Annotated in this window: 20 protein-coding genes; 10 read left to right on the top strand and 10 right to left on the bottom strand. The window is 72.7% G+C overall.

Annotation, left to right across the window (positions count from 1 at the left end; genetic code table 11):
* Positions 1-24 precede the first annotated feature (24 nt).
* Positions 25-651, bottom strand: coding sequence for a YigZ family protein (locus ABZX75_RS21555; RefSeq protein WP_355412841.1), 627 nt, complete (start codon positions 649-651; stop codon positions 25-27).
* Between the two features lie 456 nt (positions 652-1,107).
* Between ABZX75_RS21555 and ABZX75_RS21550 the strand changes: the two genes are divergently transcribed.
* Positions 1,108-1,614 carry a DUF3887 domain-containing protein gene (locus ABZX75_RS21550; protein WP_355412839.1) on the top strand — a complete coding sequence of 169 codons (507 nt, stop codon included), beginning with the start codon at positions 1,108-1,110 and terminating at the stop codon, positions 1,612-1,614.
* Between the two features lie 182 nt (positions 1,615-1,796).
* On the top strand, positions 1,797-2,204 hold the full coding sequence (locus ABZX75_RS21545; RefSeq protein ID WP_355412837.1) for a CoA-binding protein: 408 nt from the start codon (positions 1,797-1,799) through the stop codon (positions 2,202-2,204).
* Here the strand turns inward: ABZX75_RS21545 and ABZX75_RS21540 are convergent.
* Positions 2,161-3,024 carry a DapH/DapD/GlmU-related protein gene (locus tag ABZX75_RS21540; protein WP_355412835.1) on the bottom strand — a complete coding sequence of 288 codons (864 nt, stop codon included), beginning with the start codon at positions 3,022-3,024 and terminating at the stop codon, positions 2,161-2,163. The genes ABZX75_RS21545 and ABZX75_RS21540 overlap by 44 nt on opposite strands.
* 139 nt (positions 3,025-3,163) lie before the next feature.
* Between ABZX75_RS21540 and ABZX75_RS21535 the strand changes: the two genes are divergently transcribed.
* Entirely contained in the window at positions 3,164-3,709 is a 546-nt protein-coding gene (locus ABZX75_RS21535; RefSeq protein ID WP_355412833.1) for a gamma carbonic anhydrase family protein, read from the top strand.
* Between the two features lie 136 nt (positions 3,710-3,845).
* Here the strand turns inward: ABZX75_RS21535 and ABZX75_RS21530 are convergent, their stop codons facing one another.
* The 4 genes from ABZX75_RS21530 to ABZX75_RS21515 all read right to left on the bottom strand — a co-directional run bounded on the left by ABZX75_RS21530 (position 3,846) and on the right by ABZX75_RS21515 (position 7,921).
* Entirely contained in the window at positions 3,846-4,523 is a 678-nt protein-coding gene (locus ABZX75_RS21530) for a DedA family protein (protein WP_355412831.1), read from the bottom strand.
* Positions 4,524-4,581: 58 nt separating this feature from the next.
* The gene (locus ABZX75_RS21525; protein WP_355412829.1) at positions 4,582-7,086 is read right to left on the bottom strand and encodes a glycoside hydrolase family 3 C-terminal domain-containing protein; all 2,505 of its coding nucleotides are present in this window, start codon (positions 7,084-7,086) and stop codon (positions 4,582-4,584) included.
* 114 nt (positions 7,087-7,200) lie between these two features.
* Positions 7,201-7,401 carry a DUF2191 domain-containing protein gene (locus ABZX75_RS21520; protein WP_355413023.1) on the bottom strand — a complete coding sequence of 67 codons (201 nt, stop codon included), beginning with the start codon at positions 7,399-7,401 and terminating at the stop codon, positions 7,201-7,203.
* A gap of 67 nt (positions 7,402-7,468) precedes the next feature.
* Entirely contained in the window at positions 7,469-7,921 is a 453-nt protein-coding gene (locus ABZX75_RS21515; protein WP_355412827.1) for a DUF4442 domain-containing protein, read from the bottom strand.
* A 96-nt stretch (positions 7,922-8,017) separates the two neighbouring features.
* On the opposite strand from ABZX75_RS21515, the gene ABZX75_RS21510 reads away from it, so the two are divergent.
* Together ABZX75_RS21510 and ABZX75_RS21505 are read left to right on the top strand one after the other, a co-directional pair.
* Complete coding sequence (locus ABZX75_RS21510) at positions 8,018-9,061, top strand: hypothetical protein (RefSeq protein WP_355412825.1); 1,044 nt, start codon at positions 8,018-8,020, stop codon at positions 9,059-9,061.
* Between the two features lie 140 nt (positions 9,062-9,201).
* A complete protein-coding gene (locus ABZX75_RS21505; protein WP_355413021.1) occupies positions 9,202-10,530 on the top strand; it encodes an MFS transporter in 1,329 nt (442 codons plus the stop codon).
* An 81-nt stretch (positions 10,531-10,611) separates the two neighbouring features.
* On the opposite strand, the gene ABZX75_RS21500 is transcribed toward ABZX75_RS21505, so the two are convergent.
* The 3 genes from ABZX75_RS21500 to ABZX75_RS21490 form a co-directional block, all read right to left on the bottom strand.
* Positions 10,612-11,403: a fused MFS/spermidine synthase gene (locus ABZX75_RS21500; protein ID WP_355413019.1), complete on the bottom strand. Its 792-nt coding sequence runs from the start codon at positions 11,401-11,403 to the stop codon at positions 10,612-10,614.
* 128 nt (positions 11,404-11,531) lie between these two features.
* Positions 11,532-12,380: a patatin-like phospholipase family protein gene (locus tag ABZX75_RS21495; RefSeq protein WP_355412823.1), complete on the bottom strand. Its 849-nt coding sequence runs from the start codon at positions 12,378-12,380 to the stop codon at positions 11,532-11,534.
* Between the two features lie 240 nt (positions 12,381-12,620).
* On the bottom strand, positions 12,621-12,734 hold the full coding sequence (locus ABZX75_RS21490) for a hypothetical protein (RefSeq protein ID WP_355412821.1): 114 nt from the start codon (positions 12,732-12,734) through the stop codon (positions 12,621-12,623).
* 165 nt (positions 12,735-12,899) lie between these two features.
* Between ABZX75_RS21490 and ABZX75_RS21485 the strand changes: the two genes are divergently transcribed.
* From ABZX75_RS21485 to lnt, 5 genes are all read left to right on the top strand, one after another.
* Complete coding sequence (locus ABZX75_RS21485; protein WP_355412819.1) at positions 12,900-13,628, top strand: TVP38/TMEM64 family protein; 729 nt, start codon at positions 12,900-12,902, stop codon at positions 13,626-13,628.
* A 48-nt stretch (positions 13,629-13,676) separates the two neighbouring features.
* The gene (locus tag ABZX75_RS21480; protein WP_355412817.1) at positions 13,677-14,555 is read left to right on the top strand and encodes an undecaprenyl-diphosphate phosphatase; all 879 of its coding nucleotides are present in this window, start codon (positions 13,677-13,679) and stop codon (positions 14,553-14,555) included.
* 126 nt (positions 14,556-14,681) lie between these two features.
* Positions 14,682-14,846 carry a hypothetical protein gene (locus ABZX75_RS21475; protein ID WP_355413039.1) on the top strand — a complete coding sequence of 55 codons (165 nt, stop codon included), beginning with the start codon at positions 14,682-14,684 and terminating at the stop codon, positions 14,844-14,846.
* Positions 14,847-14,939: 93 nt separating this feature from the next.
* The gene (locus ABZX75_RS21470) at positions 14,940-15,407 is read left to right on the top strand and encodes a nuclear transport factor 2 family protein (protein ID WP_355412815.1); all 468 of its coding nucleotides are present in this window, start codon (positions 14,940-14,942) and stop codon (positions 15,405-15,407) included.
* A 66-nt stretch (positions 15,408-15,473) separates the two neighbouring features.
* Entirely contained in the window at positions 15,474-17,021 is a 1,548-nt protein-coding gene (gene lnt / locus ABZX75_RS21465) for an apolipoprotein N-acyltransferase (RefSeq protein WP_355412813.1), read from the top strand.
* On the opposite strand, the gene ABZX75_RS21460 is transcribed toward lnt, so the two are convergent.
* On the bottom strand, positions 16,966-17,871 hold the full coding sequence (locus ABZX75_RS21460) for a Gfo/Idh/MocA family oxidoreductase (protein ID WP_355412811.1): 906 nt from the start codon (positions 17,869-17,871) through the stop codon (positions 16,966-16,968). The two genes, lnt and ABZX75_RS21460, sit on opposite strands and share 56 nt — an antisense overlap.
* Between the last annotated feature and the right edge of the window lie 27 nt (positions 17,872-17,898).

Raw genomic sequence — 17,898 nt, 5'->3', positions numbered from 1 at the left:
AACCCCTCTAAGCTAACCCCTCCCTCAGGGCGCGTAGGTCTCTCCGCCGAGGGTGAGGGTGGCACTGCCCGCCGTACTGTCGGCGAGCCAGGCCTCGAAGTCGGACAGCTCCGCCTCCGGGAGGGCGATGTCGATCTCCACCGCGGTGCCGTAGCGCAGGTCGAGGACGGTCCGGCCGGTGGAGCGCAGATCGTTCTGCGTCTTGCCCGCCCGCTGGTGGTCGACGGTGACGGTGGCGAGCCGGTAGCGGCGCCGGGTGACGGTGCCGAGTGCGTCGAGGGCTTCGCCGACGACTCCGCCGTAGGCCCGGATCAGCCCGCCGGCGCCGAGCTTCACGCCGCCGTAGTAGCGGGTGACCACCGCGACCGCGTAGCGGATGTCGCGGCGCATGAGCATCTGCAGCATGGGGACTCCGGCGGTGCCGCCGGGTTCGCCGTCGTCGCTGGCCTTCTGGACGGACGCGTCGGCGCCGACGACGTAGGCGAAGCAGTTGTGCGTGGCGGTGGGGTGCTCCTTGCGGATGCGCGCGACGAAGTCCTGCGCCTCCCGCTCGGTCGCGGCGGGCGCGAGCGAGCACAGGAAGCGCGAGCGGTTGATCTCGGACTCGTGCGCGCCCTCGCGGGCCACCGTCACGTACTGGTCTGCCTTCACCGCTCCACCCTAATCCGTGGTTGAGGACGGGCCGGACGACCGCAAGGCGTGGGCTATCACCCGGGTGCTCGGGGGCAGCCACCGGGAGACGAAATGCGACCGCAATTCGGGCGACCTAGCATGAAGGGTGACGTCCAGGAGTACCTGATCCGCGCGATTCGAGGTATGCCAGGCAGACGCGGCGAAGTTTCCAGGCCGAGCTTGCGAGAATGCCGCAGATCGTGGGGCGTTGCCCCTTCGGCCGGATTTCGATCTGGTCGGTTGACAATAACCGGCGAATCCTCGTCACTGCCTACCGGTCCGCCTCCGGAAGCAGCAGCAAACTCCCGGAATCCTTTCCTTCTTCATGGATCCGTAGCCAAGCGGATGGCCAGGGGGCAGCTCGCACTCCCCCGGCATGGGGGCCAGTAGGGCAAGTGAACGCGTCCGGCCTCTCCAACGGAGAAGGAGAATTCCATGGTCTCGATGACTGGCAAGGACACCACGTGTGGCGGAAAGTGGCGGCGACTCGTCCTGGTCGTGCCCGCGGCCATGCTGGCTTCCCATGCGTTGTTTCCGGCCAACGGTTCCGTACTGGGTGTGACGCAGGCCCACGCCGCCGCGGAGGTCGCGGCCCCAGCTGTGATGACGGTTCCGGCACAGCCCAATTACGATCAGCTCGCTCTCGATACTCTCAACGAGGTGGTACAAGGCGACTTCACCGCTGTCTCAGCCCGCTTCGATGAGGCGATCCGACAACAAGCGTCTCCAGAGTTTCTCGCGAAGTCCTGGAAGGACTACCAAGAGACGTTCGGGCGCTACCAGTCACACGGGGATCCCCAGCAGGTTGTATCCAGCAGTGGGATCGTGGTCAATGTTCCGCTGCGTATGGCGAAGCAGCCCGGAGAGTTCCGCGTCACCTTCAATGAAGACGGACGAATATTGGGTCTGCACTTCCTCCGAACGGGAGTGCCGGTCCCGTAGATTGTGGATCATCTCCTGTCATCGGCCCGTGCGGCCACCGGTTGACCGTCCCCACCACGACCGACCTCAGGGCCCTGAGGTGACCGCGGGGAATCGGACATGCGTCCTTTCTGTTGATCGGGAATGCGGTACGGCACCCGGCCGGGCCGGCGGGAACAGCAGAGCAGCAGGAGGCGGCACACGTGTACGGCGATCCGGCAACCATCCGCAAGATCCTCACCGAACTCGGCGACACCTGGGCCGTGGTGGGCCTCTCGCACAACCAGGAGCGGGCGGCCTACGGCGTGGCCCGCGTGCTCCAGCGGTTCGGCAAGCGCGTGATCCCCGTACACCCGAAGGCCGAGAAGGTGCACGGCGAGGCCGGCTACCCCTCGCTGGAGGCGATTCCGTTCCCGGTGGACGTGGTGGACGTCTTCGTGAACAGCCGCCTGGCCGGCCCGATCGCCGACCAGGCGGTGGCCATCGGTGCGAAGGGCGTCTGGTTCCAGCTCGGTGTGATCGACGAGGCCGCCTACGCGCGGACCCGCGCGGCCGGCCTGGACATGGTCATGGACCGGTGCCCGGCGATCGAGATCCCCGTACTCCGGTAGCGGTGGCCTGCGCGCCGCTACCGGCGTCGGCGGGCGGTTGCGCCGAGTGCTGCTCCGCCGCCGGGGCCGTCTGCGCGGGCTCCGTCAGTTCGGCCAGTTCCGCCAGCGCCCGCAGCTGCTCCGGCGTCACCCCGTCGGGTATCGGCACCGGCGCCGGAGTCCGCAGCGGTGGCTGCCAGCCCGTGTCCGGTTCCCAGCGCCGCACGATGCGCGCCGGGGCGCCCGCCACCACGGCGTGGTCCGGCACCTCCCCCCGTACGACGGCCCCCGCGGCCACGACGACGTTGCGGCCCAGCCGCGCTCCCGGCAGGATCACCGCTCCCGTGCCCAGCCAGCACCCCGGGCCGATCTCGACCGGCGCGCTGCGCGGCCACTGCCTGCCGACCGGCTGGTGCGGGTCGTCGTAGCTGTGGTTGGTGGAGGTGATGTACACCCCGGGGCCGCAGAAGGTGTCGTCCCCGATGGTGATCCGCGTGTCGGCGATGACGTGGCTGTCCCGGCCGATCACCACCCCGTTGCCGAGCACCAGCATCGGCTCCGTACCGAGATCGAGGTCCGGCATCATCCCCGCGGTGAGGGTGACCTGCTCGCCGATGATGCAGTGGTCGCCGAGCCGGATCCACCGCTCGCCGAAGACCGTGCCCTGCGGGAAGGCGAGCCGGGTGCCGTGCCCGATCGCGCCGAAGCGGAGCCGGCCCGGGGTCTGGGCGGTGACCGCGCCGGCCTGCTGCATCCAGCGCCAGCCGGCGTGCACCGCGCGGCTCGTGAACCGGCGGCGCAGGGCCGTCAGGGATGAGAACGTGTTCTGGTTCTTCGGCACCCGGCCACGGTAGTGCGCCGGGTGCCGGACGTCCGGACGGCGATCCTGTGATCTGCACCCCATCGCGGGAGGAGCGGGCGCGTGTCCTACGGTGCCGGTAGCGCGGCACCCGCACGACGAAGGACAGAGGAAACAGAACATGACGCATCAGGCGGCCCGGGCCCTCGTGGCAGGCGTGGGCGGGAAGAACCCGGCCATCAACCCCACGGCCTTCACGGCACCCACCTCCGTCGTGCTCGGCGACGTCACCCTGGCCGCCGGCGCGAGCATCTGGTATTCGGCGGTACTGCGCGCCGACTGCGGACCGATCACGCTGGGCGCCGACAGTAATGTGCAGGACAACTGCACGGTGCACGTGGACCCCGGCTTCCCCGTCTCCATCGGCGAGCGCGTCTCCATCGGTCACAACGCCGTCGTGCACGGCTGCACGGTCGAGGACGACTGCCTGATCGGCATGGGAGCGACCGTCCTGAACGGCGCGGTGATCGGGGCCGGTTCCCTGGTGGCCGCGCAGGCGCTGGTCCCGCAGGGAATGGTGGTCCCGCCCGGTTCGCTGGTCGCGGGAGTCCCCGCCAAGGTCCGCCGCGAGCTGACCGCGGAGGAGCGCGAGGGGATCAGGCTCAACGCCGCGATGTACCTGGAGCTGGCCGGGCAGCACCGCGCCTCGGTGGCCCCGGCCGGCTAGCCCTGCCGCTCCTCACCGTGCCCTGCCCTGCTCTGCCCTGTCCGGCCCCGGCCCGGCGCCACAAAGCCGGGCCGGTCGGGTCAGGGCAGGTCGGGTCAGGGCAGGTCGGGTCGGGTCGGGTCGGGTCGGGTCGGGTCTAGACCCTTTCGGCGACGGGCTGCGCGGTCACCGTCTCCGCCGGCTGGGCCGGCTCCGCCGTGCCCGCCGCCGCGACCGCCTTCTTCATGCGCATGCGCAGCACCACCGTCACCGTGATCGCGAACAGCACGGCCAAGGTGAGCGCCAGCCAGGAGAACCGCTTCAGCCACGGCTCAGCGACGATCCCGACCGAGTAGATGACGGCCGTGGTGCCGCCCGCCCACAGGATTCCGCCGAAGACGTTCGCGATGAGGAACTTCCAGTACGGCATGTGCAGCACGCCCGCCAGCGGCCCGGCGAAGATCCGCAGCAGCGCCACGAACCGTCCGAAGAAGACGGCCCACATGCCCCACTTCTCGAAGGACCGTTCGGCCATGGCCACCTGATCCGGCCCGAAGTGCTTGGGGAACCGCCTCCCGAGCCGTTCCAGCAGCGGCTTGCCGCCCCTGCGTCCGATCGCGTAGCCGATCGAGTCGCCCACGATCGCCCCGACGGTCGCGCAGACTCCCAGCACCACGGGGTCGATGTCCCCGTGCTGCGAGGCCAGCAGCGCGGAACTGATCAGGACGATCTCCCCCGGCAGCGGGATGCCCAGGCTCTCCAGCCCGATCACCAGTCCCACCAGGAGATAGACGGCGACCGCCGGAATCGTCTCCAGCCATTCCTGGATGTGCACCGGTACGTCCTCCCGAGTCGTCGCCGGCGTGCCCCCTGTGGCCCGCCGAACGGGCAGCCTATCGGCTCCCCACCACGGCCTTGACCCTCAGCGGCAGGTCGCGCGAGGAACGTCCGACGAACACTTCCCGGCGGCCGGACCCCAGGACCCAGGCATGCCGCTCGGGGTCCCAGGACGACAGCGCCCGGGCGTCGAGGTCCAGGGTGATCCGCCGTGCCTGGCCCGGAGCCAGGGTGATCCGCCGGTAGCCGGCCAGCGCGCGCACCGGCTGGTCCAGTTTCAGCGCCGCGGAGGGGCCGACGTACACCTGGGCCACCTCCGTGCCCTTGCGGCGGCCGGTGTTGCGGACGGTGAACTCAACGCGCAGCCCGTCGCGCCGGGGGCGCACCGCCGGCTTCTCGTACTGCCAGCTCGTGTACGAGAGCCCGTGCCCGAAGGGGAACAGCGGGGCGACCCGCTGCGCGTCGTACCAGCGGTGGCCGACGTGGACGCCCTCGGTGTACTCCTGGCGGCCGCCCACCCCCGGGTAGCGCAGCGGGTCCCCGCCGACCGGGCTCGCCCGTTCGGCGGCCGGGAAGGTCTGGGTGAGCCGGCCGCCCGGGTCCACGTCACCGAAGAGGACGTCGGCGGTGGCGCCCGCGCCCTCCTGGCCCGGGTAGTACATCTGCAAGACCGCCCCGGTACGGGAGAGCCACGGCATGGTCGTACTGGAGGAGGTGTTGAGCACCACCGTGGTACGGGGGTTCGCGGTGGCGACCGCCTCGATCAGCCGCTCCTGCCCGCCCGGCAGCCCGAGCGAGGTCCGGTCGCGGCCCTCGGTGGCGTCCTCGTAGGCGAACAGCACCACGCTGCCGGCCGATCTGGCCGTCTTCACGGCCTCGGCGAGATCCGCGGCGCGGCTCGCCCTCGTGGTGTGCCGCAGCCGGAAGCGCTGCCCCTTGGCACCGCCGCGGGCGGTCACGGCGAGCCGGTGGGTGCCCGCCGTGAGGGCGAGGGTGCGGCGGCGGACGGTCATCCCGTCGGGCGCGGAGCCGAGCAGTCCGCCCACGAAGTGCTCGGCCACGCCCTGTCGGACGGGGAACAGCTCCTCACCGTCCAGGCGCACGCTCGGCCGCTCCCCGGTGTAGTGGACGAGCAGCGTCCACTCGTCGTCCGCCGCGAGGCGGAACCGCCCCTCGTGGCTCCAGTCGCGCCCGGCGTCCACGCTCCGGTCCTCCAGGTCGGCGGCGGGTTCCAGCAGCCTCGGCGGGAGCGGCCTGCCGTACAGGTCCTCACCGAGGGCGTAGCGCACGGTGGAGCCGGTCCCGGCGCGCTGCCGGATGGCGGTGAGCGGGGCGGCCGCCCGGTCCGCGATCACGTGCGCGCTGCCGCCGCCGCTGACGAAGGGCACCTGGGCGGTGGGCCCGATCACCGCGATCGAGCGGGCGGCGACGCCGGTCAGCGGCAGGGTGGCGCGCTCGTTGCGCAGCAGCACGGCCCCGGCGGCGGCCACCTTGCGGGCGACCCGCGCCCCGGCGGCGGCGTCGCGCGCGGGCCGGGCCGCGGGGCCTGAGGTCAGCAGGCCGAACCGGTCCATGGCGGTCAGGATGCGGCGTACGGCGCGGTCGACGCTGTTCTCGGGTACGGTGCCGGCGCGCACCGCCTGGCGCAGCGGGCCGCCGAAGTGGATGCCGCCGGGCATCTCCATGTCGAGGCCGGCGCTGATGGAGGCGACCGTGCCGTGCACGGCGTCCCGGTCGGACAGCACCCAGCCCTCGAACCCCCACTGGCCGCGCAGCAGTTCGTCGAGCAGCGGCCTGCTCTCGCAGGCGTAGACGCCGTTGACCTTGTTGTACGCGCCCATCACCGCCCCGACGCCGGCGGTCACGGCGGCCTCGAAGCCCCGTAGTTCCGTTTCGTGCAGGGTCTGCTCGTCGGCGATCACGTCGACGGTGTCGCGGCCGTGCTCCTGGTTGTTGAGGGCGAAGTGCTTGACGGTGGCGATGAGCCCCTCGTCCTGGATGCCGCGGACGACTTCGGCGACGAGGTCGGCGGTGAGGCGCGGGTCCTCGGCGTAGGTCTCGAAGTTCCGGCCGGCGTACGGGGTGCGGATGAGGTTCACCATCGGCGCCAGCACCACGTCCTGGCCCAGCGCGCGGCCTTCGCGGCCGATGACCCGGCCGTACTCGCGGGCGAGCGCCGGATCGAAGGCCGAAGCCAGCAGGACCGGCGCGGGCAGTGCGGTGGCGGGCTTGGCGACCCGCACCCCGGCGGACCCGTCGGCGAGCCGCAGCGCCGGGATGCCGAGGCGCGGTACACCGGGCACGTAGCCGGCCTGGCCGAGGGAGGCCGGGTCCCGGCCGCCGTGGAGCAGGGCGGTCTTCTCGTCGAGGGTGAGCCGCTCCAGCAGGGCGTCGATCCGGGCGGAGCTCCCCGGCTCGGCGGCGGCCGCGGGCGGCGGGGGCGAGACCCGGCGGACCACGGCGCCCGGCGGCACGGTGGCCACGCAGCCGCCCGCCCCCAGCGCCGCGCCCACCGCCCCGAACAGCCGCATCACCGAACGTCTGGACACGGACTCGCTCATGGGCGCTCCCTGCGGCGTCGGGCGGGGGAGCGGCCCGCGCCGGACCGCTCCCCCGCCCACTGTGCGCCGCGCGTCCGCGGGGCCCGCTCAGACGCGCCATCGCGGCGCCCAGGTTCAGCCCTGCGGCGGCTGGGGCGTGCTCTCGGCGTCCCTCCGGGGCTCGTCCTGGAGCTGGACCACGGCCTCGGTGCGGTGCCCGCGCGCGATGTAGTCCCGTACGACGGCCTCCACCGCGTCCTGGGGAGAGCCGACACCCGCGAGGACCATCACCTCCACCACGAGCTCGGCATTGAGGCTGATGCTGACCTTGGCCACGGGTACCCCCTCCATCGTCGTCGGAGGGACTCTAGGCCCTGCCCGGCGAGTTGGGTGGGAAGAAGGGTTACGCGTTGGGGCGGAGCGTCCAGACGACGGTCATTTCGCCCGTCACCGCCTCGTCCTCGCGCTGGATGGCGATGGTGACCGGGAACTCGGGGCGACCACCCGCGTCGAGTGCGGCGACGACGTCCGCGGCCGGGCGGCCGAGCGTGGCGGTCGCGGTCACGACGCCCTTGGCGAGCTTCTTGTAGCCGATCTCGGCCCTGACGGCGAGCGGTACGGCGCGCGAGAGCTGGTCGCCGAAGGCGGCCAGGACGATCGCGCCGCTCGCCGACTCGGCGAGGGTGAACATGGCTCCGGCGTGCGGGCCGCCGACGTGGTTGTGGAAGTCGGGCTGGTCCGGCAGCCGGACGACGGCACGCTCGGGAGTGGTCTCCAGGAACTGGAGGTTCAGGGTCCGGGCCATCGGCACGGTAGCGGCGAGCAGTTCGCCCACGTTCATCTGTTCTGCGCTCATGGGGCGCGATGTTACCCACGGGTAGACGTTCTTGGCCAGAGCCGGCACGGGGGCGGCCGTGGCTGCCGGAGCCCACTCCCACTATCGTTACCGGCCATGTGGCCAGGACAGCAGCAGCCGCCCGGGGGCGAGCACAACCCCCAGGACGCGCAAAAGAACCCGTACCAGCAGCAGCCGGGACAGCCCGGGCAGCCGAGCCCGTACCAGCAGCAGCCTGGGTACGGCGAGCAGCAGCCCGGTTACGGGTACCCGCAGCAGCCGGGATACCAGCAGCCCCCGACCGTTCCCGTCCCGTCGTGGGGCCCGCCCCAGCAGGCCTCACCGTCGCCGGGCGGCGGCGGGAGCCCCTACTCGACCAAGACCGTGGCGATCGTCGCGGCCGCGGCCGTGGTCGTGGTGGCCGCCGCGACCGGCGGCTTCGTCCTGACCCGGGACGACGAGAAGACCGTCGTGGCCGACGACAAGCCCACGACCTCCTCCGCCGCGCCCGCCAGCTCGCCCGCCCCGGCCGGCAGCAGCGCGAACCCGCGCGCCGGCGGCGACGTGAAGCCGGTGATCCCCGGCTGGAAGGTCGTCCTCAACCCGAAGTACGGCACCGCCTTCGACGTCCCGCCGGAGTGGAACGTCGCGAGCTCCGGCATGTCCAGCGGGTTCGAGGACGACGCCAAGAACGACGGCTCCCCGATCGTGATGATGTCGGCCCCCGCCTTCCTCAAGGAGGACTGGTGCAAGGTCGACGCGGACAAGAACGGCAGCGAGGAGACGTACTCGCTGGCCGGCACCGGCACCAAGGGCGGCCAGGGCGCCAAGGACACCGCCGAAGCCGTGCGCAACGAGGCCGGCAACTGGGTGTTCGCCGCGTACGCGCAGAAGGCGCCCAAGGGCACGGTCAAGGTCTCCGAGGCGAAGGAGTACACCACGTCCTCCGGTCTGAAGGGCCACATGGCGACCGCTACGGCGCCCGGCCTGCCGAAGGAGAACAAGTGCTCCTCCGACGGCAAGTCCATCGCCTTCAGCTTCAAGAACGCCAAGGGTGACTTCTCCAGCTGGGTCCTCTACGGCGCCGCGGGCGTCGAAGGTGAGGTCAAGCAGGAGACCTACGAGAAGATCCTCAGCTCCGTCCGCCTCAGCGACGGCTGACCTCCACGCCGACTCCGCCCCGACTTCGCGCGGGCTCCGCGCCGACTTCGCCGCGCCGGCCTTCACCGGCCTTCGCCCTCCCGCCCCGGGCCGACAATCCGTTTGGATTCTCGGCCCGGGGCGGCGATAGTCCGGGGGTGATTTCTCGCCCCGCCGCCTCCCCCCGCACGCCCGCACCTCGCCGTCGGCCCGCCTGGGCCGGGCGCAACTACACCCTGTTGACGGGCGCCGCGGTCGTGACGAACCTCGGCAGCCACGGAGCGCTCATCGCGGCCGCCTTCGCCGTACTGGAGGCCGGCGGTTCCGGCGGGGACGTCGGCCTGGTCGCCGCCGCCCGTACGCTGCCCCTCGTCCTCTTCCTGCTGATCGGCGGCGCCCTCGCCGACCGGCTGCCGCGCCACCGGGTGATGGTGGCGGCCAACGCCCTCAACTGCCTCTCGCAGGCCGCGTTCGCCGTGCTCGTCCTCGCCGGGGAGCCCCAGCTGTGGCAGATGATGCTGCTGACCGCGCTGTGCGGCACCGGCACGGCCTTCTTCAATCCGGCGGCCGAGGGCATGCTGCTGTCCACCGTCTCCGGCGAACACGCCAACCGGGCCTTCGCGCTCTTCCGCATGGCCATGAACGGCGCCGGCATCGGCGGCGCGGCCCTCGGCGGAGCGATGATCGCCGCGATCGGCCCCGGCTGGGTCCTGGCCGTGGACGCGGCGGCCTTCGCGATCGCGGGCGCGCTACGGGCCTTCCTCGATGTCAGCCACGTCCCCGACCGGGCGCCGGGCGGCGGCCTGCTGGCCGACCTGCGCGAGGGCTGGGTGGAGGTCCGGACCCGCCCCTGGCTGTGGAGCATCGTTCTCCAGTTCTCCGTCGTCGTCGCCGTCGTCGGCGCCGCGGAGGCGGTCTACGGTCCCTTGGTCGCCCGGGACCAACTCGGCGGGCCCGCGCCCTGGGGCCTGGCGCTGGCCTGCTTCGGCCTCGGCACCATCGCCGGAGCCGTGCTGATGATGGCGTGGAAGCCGCGCCGGCTGCTCCTGGTCGGCACCCTGTGCGTGTTCCCGCTGGCGCTGCCGTCGGCGGGACTGGCGGTGCCGCTGCCCGTATGGGGGCTGTGCGCGGTGATGCTCGTCAGCGGAGCCGCCATCGAGGTGTTCGGCGTGAACTGGATGACCGCGATGCACCAGGAGATCCCGGAGGAGAAGTTCTCCCGGGTCTCCGCCTACGACTGGTTCGGCTCGGTCTCGATGCTCCCGCTGGCCACGGCCCTGGCCGGCCCGGCCGAGTCCGCCTTCGGCCGCACCCCGGCCCTGTGGGGCTGCGCGGCCCTGGTCGTCCTGGTCACCGCCCTGGTCCTCACGGTCCCGGACGTCCGCCACCTCACCCGCAAAGCACCGCCCCCCACGTCCCCCAAGGTCCCCACCCTGACCAAGTCCTCGGACCCCACCTCCACCGGCCCATCGAGCCCCGCCGGCGTTTGAGGCGCGCACGCCCAGCCCCGCCGGCGTTTGAGGCGCGGGGTCTGGGGCGGAGCCCCGGGAGACGGCGCGGCGGCCGACACCTCAGCTCAGGCTGAACGCCCCCTCCGGCGGAGCCGGAGAAGGACCGGCCGCGGCGTCGGCCACCGGCACCGCCCCCCGCATCAACCGCGCCAGCCCCTCCCCGAACTCCACCCGGGCGGGAAACGCATCGGACGCGCACCGCCGAGCCAGCGCCGCGACCGGCAACTCCTCGTCCGACGCCAGCAGCAGGACGTTCCCGAACCGCCGCCCCCGGCGCACCGCCGGCTCCGCGATCAGCGCGAGCTCCCCGAACACCGCCCCGAAATTGGCCAGCTGTGCCCGCAGGAAGTCGAACGGCGCCCCGTCGGCCAGGTTCGCCGCGTACAGCCCGCCCGGCCGCACCACCCGAGCCGCCGCCCGCGCGTACTCCACCGACGTCAGCTGCGCCGGCACCCGCGAGCCCCCGAACACGTCGGCCACCACCACGTCCGCGCTGTCCGCCGGCGCCGCCTCCAGCCAGGCCCGGGCGTCAGCGGTGTGCACGGTGATTCCCGATCCCTCCGGCAGCGGGAGGTGCTCCGCGACCAGCTCCACCAGGCCCGCGTCGAACTCGACGACCGCCTGCCGTGAGCCGGCCCGCGTCGCCGCCGCATACCGCGGCAGCGTGAGCGCGCCGCCGCCCAGGTGCAGCAGGTCCAGCGCGCGCCCCGGCTCCGCCGCGCAGTCCAGGACGTGCGCGAGCCGTTGCGCGTACTCGAACTCCAGGTGCTCCGGCTCGTCCAGGTCCACGTACGACTGCGGCGCCCCGTCGACGGTCAGCAGCCAGGCCCGCTCCCGGTCCACATCCGGCATCAGCTTGGCGGTGCCCTGGCCCACTTCCCGGATCACCGGGATCTGTTCGTCGCTCACCCCACCATTGTCGGGCCGTCTCCCAGCCCGACCGGCCCGACCAGCCCTATCGGTCCTGCCGGCCGACCGCCCTACCGGCCCGACCAGAGCACAGCCGCCTCGGCCGCGTGCTCCGCGGCCTGCGCCAGACCCGCCCGCGCCGCCGGGCCGCGCCGGGCGGGGTCGAGGACATTGCGTCCGAAGGCCCTGCGGGCCACGGCCGACGGGCTGATCAGCAGCACCCGCGCCCCCGCCTTCCGCAGCGTGGCGGCCTGCGCGGACGGCGAGGGGACAAGCCCGGAGCCCAGCGTGATGGGGGCGATGATCACCACGCGGGCGTAGCCCTCGGCCAGATCCGCGTTGGTGGCGGAGCGGATGCCGCCGTCGATGAACCGCCGCTCCCCGACGGTCACCGGCGGCCATACCCCCGGCACCGCGCAGCTCGCCGAGACGGCGTCGACCAGTCCGGCCCCGCTCTGCCGGTCGAAGGCGGCCGGTTCACCGCTGAGCGCGTCCACCGCGGTGACCAGGAGCCGTCGCTCGGGCCACTCGTGCGAGACCAGCCGGGCCGCCAGGACCTTGCGCCGTTCCGCCTCCGGACCCGTGTCGGCGGCCAGCGCCATGGCGCCGACCCGCCGCCGGTAGGCCATGGCGTCCCGCGAGCGCACCATCGCCACGGCGTACCGCGCGACCAGCCCCGCGCCCAACTTCGCCGCGCTCTCCCCGGCCGGGTCGCCGAGCTGGCGCTCGTACAGCTGCTGCGGAGTGAGCAGTCCGGAGGTGAGCTGGGCGCCGACCACGGAACCCGCCGAGGTGCCGACGACGAGGTCGGCGGTGGTGAGGTCCACGCCGGCGCGGGCGAGGCCGTAAAGGATCCCGCACTCCCAGCCGACGCCGGTCAGTCCCCCGCCGCCGAGTACCAGTGCCGTGTCGCCGGCCATCCGCCCGCCCCTCTTCGTACGCCTGTGGTGACGGCAGTCTGACGCAGCGGGCCCGCCGTCACCACAGAGGGGCCTCGCCCGCCCCGGACCCGGACGGAACGGCCGGGAACGGCCGGGAACGGCCGGGATCAGCGGGGATCCGATGCGGCCGGCCCGCCCCCGGGCCCTCGCCCGGATCTCCGCGCGCTGAGAGGTCCTTGAGCGCTTCGCCCCGAGAGCGGGGCGCGGCGCGAGCGCCGCTCAGTCCGCCTCCGTCGGCCGGGGAGTGTCTTTCGTCACTGCCTTCGACCGTTCCCGCCGCCGCGGGGCGGGGATGCCGCGGAAAGGCGCGACGTCCTTCGTGTACGCGGCCATGGCCCGGGCCCGCAGGGGGCGCCGGCCGCTCCGTACGCCTGCGTCAACCGCTCCAGGAGGGTGTCCGCCGGCGCGCTGGGACCGGCTCCCGGGGGTCGCCGGTCGTTCGACGGCATGAGGCCCGGATTACGGCGCGGCGCCGCACACGTCGGCTACGCTCCCGGGATGTCCCTCCTCCTCGCGCCGTGGACCCGGCTGTCGCTCCTCGTCGTGCTGCTCGTGGCGGCCGGCGTGTGCGTGCTGCTGTACGAGCCCCAGCGCGTCCTCTCGGAGGGCTGGCCCCCGGGGCTCCCGGTGGGTACGGCGGTGCTGATGTTCGCCGTCGCATACGGGGTGTGCTCTGCGGCCTTCGTGCCGCGCCCCCTGCTCAATCTGGCCGCGGGAGCCGTCTTCGGCACGCAGTTCGGCCTCGTCGCAGCCGTCGGCGGCACTGTTCTGGGCGCCGCCATCGCCTTCGGGCTCGGCCGCCTCATGGGCCAGGAGGCTTTGCGACCGTTTCTGCGCGGCCGCTGGCTCCAGGCGGCCGACGGCCAGCTCAGCCGGCACGGCTTCCGCTCGATGCTCGCCGTCCGGATCTTCCCCGGGGTGCCCTTCGTGGTGGCCAACTACTGCGCGGCGGTCTCCCGCTGCGGCTGGTTCCCCTTCCTCTTCGCCACGGCGATCGGCGTCGTCCCGAACACCGCGGCCTACGTGATCGCGGGAGCCAGCGCCTCCTCCCCCGGTTCCCCCGCCTTCCTCGTCTCGTTCGGTTTCATCGTGGTCTCCGTCGTGGCCGCCGGAGCGGTGGCCTGGCGCAAGCGGCACCGCCTGGCACCGCCTCGAACACGCGAAGTCCCGTACGAGCTGACGCCCCAACACCCCCCTGTGGTCAGCGGCGCCTCGCGCGGGCCCTAGCATCGGACGCGAACTGCCCGACGATCACAAGGACGAGCGCACCCCGACATGAGCTGGTTCGAATCCCTAATCCTCGGTCTCGTCCAGGGGCTTACGGAGTTCCTCCCGATCTCCTCCAGCGCGCACCTGCGGCTGACCGCGGCGTTCGCCGGCTGGCAGGACCCGGGAGCGGCCTTCACCGCCATCACCCAGATCGGCACCGAGGCTGCCGTGCTGATCTACTTCCGCAAGGACATCGCGCGGATCGTGTCCACCTGGTTCCGCTCGCTGTACACCAAGGCGCTGCGCTCCGAGCAGGACGCCAAGATGGGCTGGCTGGTGATCGTCGGCTCGATCCCGATCGGCGTCCTCGGTCTCGCCTTCACGGACGAGATCAAGGGCCCCTTCCGCGATCTGCGGCTGATCGCCACCACCCTCATCGTGATGGGCGTCGTGCTCGGCATCGCGGACCGACTGGCCGCCCGTGACGAGGTCGGCGGCCGGCACCGTGCGATCCGCGAGCGCAAGACGCTGGCGGAGCTGGGCGTCAAGGACGGTCTGATCTTCGGTCTCTGCCAGGCCATGGCCCTGGTCCCGGGCGTCTCCCGCTCCGGCGCGACGATCTCCGGCGGTCTGCTGCTGGGCTTCACGCGCGAGGCGGCGGCCCGCTACTCCTTCCTCCTCGCCATCCCGGCCGTCCTGGCCTCGGGCGCGTTCGAGATCAAGGACGTGGTCGAGGATCCCGGCCACGTCTCCTGGGGTCCGACGATCTTCGCGACGGTCATCGCCTTCGTGGTCGGGTACGTCGTCATCGCGTGGTTCATGAAGTTCATCTCCACCAAGAGCTTCATGCCCTTCGTGATCTACCGGATCCTGCTGGGCATCGCCCTGTTCATCCTGATCGGCTTGGGTGTGCTGAGCCCGCACGCCGGCGAGTCGAGCTTGTAGGCGCACGGCCGCTCACCACTTCGTGTGAAGGGGAGGCTGTTCGGGAACGTTCCCGAACAGCCTCCTCGTCGTTGTCCCTGGAGAGAGTTGAAGGCAAGCACCAGGGGGTGTCCCATGGTTCGCGTGGTGTTGGAGCGTTTTCCGGCCGGAAGTCCGAGGGGAAGCTGGCCGGCCGAGGAGTACGCCGCGCAGCGGATGCGCGAGGGCGTGCCCGCCGAGGTGGTAATGGACCTGGACAGTGACGCGTTCCTCGTCGTGGTACGGCAGCGGGAGGCGCATTCCGGTCGCTGAGGCTCGATCGCCGACCGCCCGGACGGCGCTTTTCGGCGGTTCCGGCCCGCACCACCCCTTGGCCTTCCGCCCCGGCAGCCCCACACTGACCCGATGACGCAGCGTGTGGACCTCGCGACGGTAATGGACCGGCTGGCCATCGACGAGGTGGTCACGGGGTACGCGGTGGCCGTCGACGACGGCGACTGGGCGGCGTACCGCGCCCTCTTCACTGCCGACGGGCGGGCCGACTACAGCTCGTCGGGCGGGATCGAGGGGCCGGTCGGGGAGGTCGCGGGCTGGCTGGAGGAGACCATGAAGCTCTTCCCCGTACGCCAGCACCTCGTCGTCAACCGGCTGATCCGGTTGGAAGACCTGGACGGTTCGCCCGGCGACCGTGCCGAGGTGCAGGCGGACTTCCTCAATCCGATGCGGCCGGCGAGGGACGGTCGCGACGTGACTCCCACGGCCCCCGACCTCGTCACCGCCGGGCGCTACGCCTTCACGCTCGCCCGCACCCGCGACGGCTGGCGGCTCACCCGCGTCACCGTCCACGAGAAGTGGCGGCGCACCTCCGGCTGACCTGTCCAGGCTGTTCCACCTGTTCCACCTGCTCCACCTGCTCCACACTGGAAACGGAGGCGGGCCATGGTCGCGAGGCGGAAGGGGTTGTTCCTGCGGTGGCGTGCGGCGGCCGCGGTCGGCGCCGGGGCGCTGCCCGCCCTCGCCTTCCCCGCCCCCGCCCTCTGGTGGTTCGCCTACGCGGCCCTCGTGCCCTGGATGCTGCTGCTGAGGTCGGCCCCCACCGGGCGGCGGGCGGCCTTCGAGGGCTGGCTCGGCGGAGCCGGGTTCATCGTGGCCGTCCACCACTGGCTGCTGCCGAGCCTGCACGTGTTCCTGCTGCCGGTGGCCGCGCTGCTGGCCCTGCTCTGGATCCCCTGGGCCCTGCTGGTGCGGGGGCTGCTGGGCGGGGTCCCGGCGGCCGGCCGGGCGGGGGCCGCGCTGGTCCTCGTACCGGCGGGGTGGCTGCTGTCGGAGCTGGCCCGGTCCTGGCAGGGACTGGGCGGGCCGTGGGCGCTGCTGGGGGCGAGCCAGTGGGAGGTCGCGCCCGCGCTGCGGCTGGCTTCGGTGGGCGGGGTGTGGCTGGTGAGCCTGCTGGTGGTGGCGGTGAACTGCGCGCTGGTCCTGCTGATCGCGGTGCCGACGGTGCGGGTACCGGCGGTGGGGGGCGTGGCGGTCTGTGCGGTGCTGACGGGGGCGGTGTGGCTGTGGGCGCCACGGCCCGAGGTGTCGGGTGGGCTGCGCGTGGCCGTCGTACAACCGGGCCCGGTGGCGGGCGCGGAGGGTCCCGAGCGGCGGTTCGCCGCCGGGGAACGCCTGACCAGGGAGCTGGCGGGCCGGCCGCTGGACCTGGTGGTGTGGGGCGAGAGCAGCGTCGGCGCGGACCTGGTGGCGCGCCCGGACCTGACCCGCCGGCTGGCTTCGCTGTCCGCCGAGGTCGGGGCTCCGCTGCTGGTGAATGTGGACGCGCGGCGGTCGGACCGGGCCGGGATCTACAAGAGCTCGGTGCTCATCGGCCCCGAGGGCCCGACAGGCGACCGGTACGACAAGATGCGGCTCGTGCCCTTCGGCGAGTACGTCCCCGCCCGCTCACTGCTCGGCTGGGCCACCTCGGTCGGCAAGGCGGCCGGCGAGGACCGCATGCGCGGCGCGGCGCCGGTGGTCATGGACCTGCCCGGGAGCGGACTGCGCATAGGCCCGCTGGTCTGCTTCGAGTCGGCCTTCCCCGACATGACCCGGCGCCTCACTCGCGACGGGGCCGCCCTGCTCGTCGCCCAGTCGGCGACCTCCACCTTCCAGGACAGCTGGGCACCTGCGCAGCACGCCTCCCTGGCCTCGCTCCGGGCCGCCGAGAGCGGCCGCCCCATGGTGCACGCCACTCTCACCGGCATCAGTGAGGTGTACGGCCCGTCCGGCGAGCGGATCGGCCGCCCCCTGCCCACCTCCGCGAGCACGGCGGCGGTGTACGAAGTGCCGCTCGCCGGGGGCGCGACCCTCTATGTCCGTTCCGGGGACTGGGCCGTGGCCGCGTCCCTCACCGTCCTCGCGGTGTACTGCGCCGTCCAGGGCACCCGTTCGCTCAGGAGGCCTGCTCCAGAGCCGAGCGCACCACCCGCTCGCACAGCTCGTGGGTGAGGAGCGCGTCCCGGGCGCTGACGGTCCTGCCCGCCGCGACGGACTCCAGGAAGGTGTCCACGGCCTGCTCGATGCCGCGCTGGCGGGCGACGGGTACCCAGTCCCCGCGGCGCCGCACGGTCGGCTGGCCCCTGTGGTCGATGATCTCGGCGAGGTTGACCACCTGCCGTTTGGTGTCCTGCCCGGAGACCTCCAGGATCTCCTCGGTGGAACCGGACAGCCGGTTCATGATGCCGAGCGCCGTGAAACCGGCGCCGGACATCTGGAGCACCACCTGGTGCATCAGCCCCGCGCGGACCACGGCGCGGACGTCGATGTGGTCGGCTTCTCCGGGCAGCAGGAAGCGCAGCGTGTCGACGACGTGGATGAAGTCGTCCAGCACGAAGGTGCGCGGGTCCTCCGGCAGCCCGACCCGGTTCTTCTGCATGAGGATCAGGTCGCGCGGGTGGTCGGCGCACTGCGCGTAGCCGGGCGCGTGACGGCGGTTGAAGCCCACGGCGAGCGAGACCCCGCGCTCCTCGGCCAGCTCCACCAGCCGCGCCGAGTCCGCGAGCTCGTAGGCGAGCGGCTTGTCCACGTAGGTCGGCACGCCGGCCTCCAGCAGCCGCTCGACGATCTCGGGGTGGACCGGGGTCGGAGCGTGCACGAAGGCCGCGTCGAGCCCCTCGGCGAGCAGCGAGTCCAGATCCGTGTGCCGGCGCTCCGCCGGGATGTGGTGGTAGGCGCCGACCCGCTCCAGCGTGGCGGGGGTCCGGGTCTGCAGGTGCAGCTCGACTCCCGGACGGTTGGTGAGGACGGGCAGGTACGCCTTCTGCGCGATGTCGCCGAGTCCGATGCAGCCGACCTTCACCGGGAGCCTCCAGGTTGGTTCGTTGGG

The sequence above is a fragment of the Streptomyces sp. NPDC003038 genome (genome assembly GCF_040611115.1).
Taxonomy (GTDB): Bacteria; Actinomycetota; Actinomycetes; order Streptomycetales; family Streptomycetaceae; genus Streptomyces.
This window is presented reverse-complemented; position numbering and strand designations above follow the sequence as displayed.

Bases quoted from the DNA above. Each gene is read 5' to 3' on its own strand.
- ABZX75_RS21550 (WP_355412839.1), top strand. From the start codon at position 1,108: ATGGTCTCGATGACTGGCAAGGACACCACGTGTGGCGGAAAGTGGCGG.
- ABZX75_RS21535 (WP_355412833.1), top strand. From the start codon at position 3,164: ATGACGCATCAGGCGGCCCGGGCCCTCGTGGCAGGCGTGGGCGGGAAG.
- ABZX75_RS21525 (WP_355412829.1), bottom strand. From the start codon at position 7,086: ATGAGCGAGTCCGTGTCCAGACGTTCGGTGATGCGGCTGTTCGGGGCG.
- ABZX75_RS21515 (WP_355412827.1), bottom strand. From the start codon at position 7,921: ATGAGCGCAGAACAGATGAACGTGGGCGAACTGCTCGCCGCTACCGTG.
- ABZX75_RS21510 (WP_355412825.1), top strand. From the start codon at position 8,018: ATGTGGCCAGGACAGCAGCAGCCGCCCGGGGGCGAGCACAACCCCCAG.
- ABZX75_RS21500 (WP_355413019.1), bottom strand. From the start codon at position 11,403: ATGCCGGATGTGGACCGGGAGCGGGCCTGGCTGCTGACCGTCGACGGG.
- ABZX75_RS21495 (WP_355412823.1), bottom strand. From the start codon at position 12,380: ATGGCCGGCGACACGGCACTGGTACTCGGCGGCGGGGGACTGACCGGC.
- ABZX75_RS21490 (WP_355412821.1), bottom strand. From the start codon at position 12,734: ATGGCCGCGTACACGAAGGACGTCGCGCCTTTCCGCGGCATCCCCGCC.
- ABZX75_RS21485 (WP_355412819.1), top strand. From the start codon at position 12,900: ATGTCCCTCCTCCTCGCGCCGTGGACCCGGCTGTCGCTCCTCGTCGTG.
- ABZX75_RS21480 (WP_355412817.1), top strand. From the start codon at position 13,677: ATGAGCTGGTTCGAATCCCTAATCCTCGGTCTCGTCCAGGGGCTTACG.
- ABZX75_RS21470 (WP_355412815.1), top strand. From the start codon at position 14,940: ATGACGCAGCGTGTGGACCTCGCGACGGTAATGGACCGGCTGGCCATC.
- lnt (WP_355412813.1), top strand. From the start codon at position 15,474: ATGGTCGCGAGGCGGAAGGGGTTGTTCCTGCGGTGGCGTGCGGCGGCC.